Source organism: Burkholderia sp. ABCPW 11 (assembly GCF_001523445.1).
Classification (GTDB): Bacteria; Pseudomonadota; Gammaproteobacteria; order Burkholderiales; family Burkholderiaceae; genus Burkholderia.
Genome location: NZ_LOVM01000003.1, coordinates 1 through 1,207, shown reverse-complemented (window position 1 = coordinate 1,207; position 1,207 = coordinate 1). Strand labels below are relative to the sequence as shown.

The window sequence follows — 1,207 nt, the reverse complement described above, 5'->3', positions numbered from 1 at the left end:
TCGACGTCGACAGCGACGTCACCGAACTGGTCGTGCTCGACAGACCCGTCGACAGCGAGCTCACGCCCGTGGAGAGCGAACTTGCCGTGGTCGACGTCGACGTGGACAGCGAGGTCAGGCTGCTGTTCGTGCTCGACAACCCCGTGGACAGCGACGTCACGCTGCTGTTCGTGCTCGACAGGCCGGTCGACAGCGAGCTTGTCGTCGTCGAGGTCGACGTCGAGAGCGAACTCACACCGGTGGACAACGAACTGGCCGTGGTCGACGTCGACGTGGACAACGATGCGATGCTGCTCGTAACCGTCGACACCGAGCTGGATATCGACCCGATCCCCGTGGACAGCGACGTAACCGAGCTGTTGGTGCTCGACAGACCGGTGGACAGCGAACTGATGCCGGTCGAGGTCGACGTCGACAGCGAGTTCACGGCCTGGTTGGTCGCGAAGAGCTGCGAACCGTTGATCGCATCGGTGCTCGTCGCACTGACACGGCCTGCGGCGACGTTCGTGATCTGACGCTCAGCGCCCGACGCACCCACGCTCACCACGCTCGACGGCGTCGTGCCTGCATAGCTGTAGGTGACGCCGCCGATCGTGCCGGTCGTCGTCGGGTTGGTCGCTGCCGTTACGGAGCCACTGCCGAGTGCGACATCTCCCGTATTGGTGGCTGTCGCACCTGCGCCCAGCGCTGTCGTATGGGTACCGGAGGCGAACGCGCCCGTACCGAACGCGGCGCTTGCCGATCCCGCCCCCGTGGCGTTGTAGCCCATCGCCGTCGCATCGATGCCCAGCGCGGAAGCACCCGAACCCACTGCGGTTCCGGGGTCGCCGGCCATCGCACCCGCACCGATCGCGACACCGCCCGCACCGCCGCTCGGTCCGTTCGCCACCACGGTGGCGTTGGTGCCGATCGCGATACTGTTGGCACCGGTACCCGGCGTCGTTGCGCCAAAGCCTTCTGCAATGCTGCCCGCCCCGGCCGCCGTCGCGCCCGAACCCAAGGCAAGCGCATTGGCCCCGGCGGCATTCGTGCTGTAGCCTACCGCCGTGGCGTTCGTCCCCGCCGCCGTGGCCGCGATGCCAGCCGCCATCGCGTTGACGCCGGTTGCGCCATCGTTGTTGTAGTTGGCCTGCTGCGTGCCGTTGTCGTTCACGCTGTAGTAGTGCGTCTTGCTCGCCGAGATCGCCGTCGACAGCGAGCTCGTTGC

At 67.0% G+C, this 1,207-nt stretch carries 1 pseudogene; it reads right to left on the bottom strand.

The window, feature by feature from the left end:
* Positions 1 to 1,207: pseudogene (locus WS61_RS32450) on the bottom strand (hypothetical protein); the annotation flags it as partial.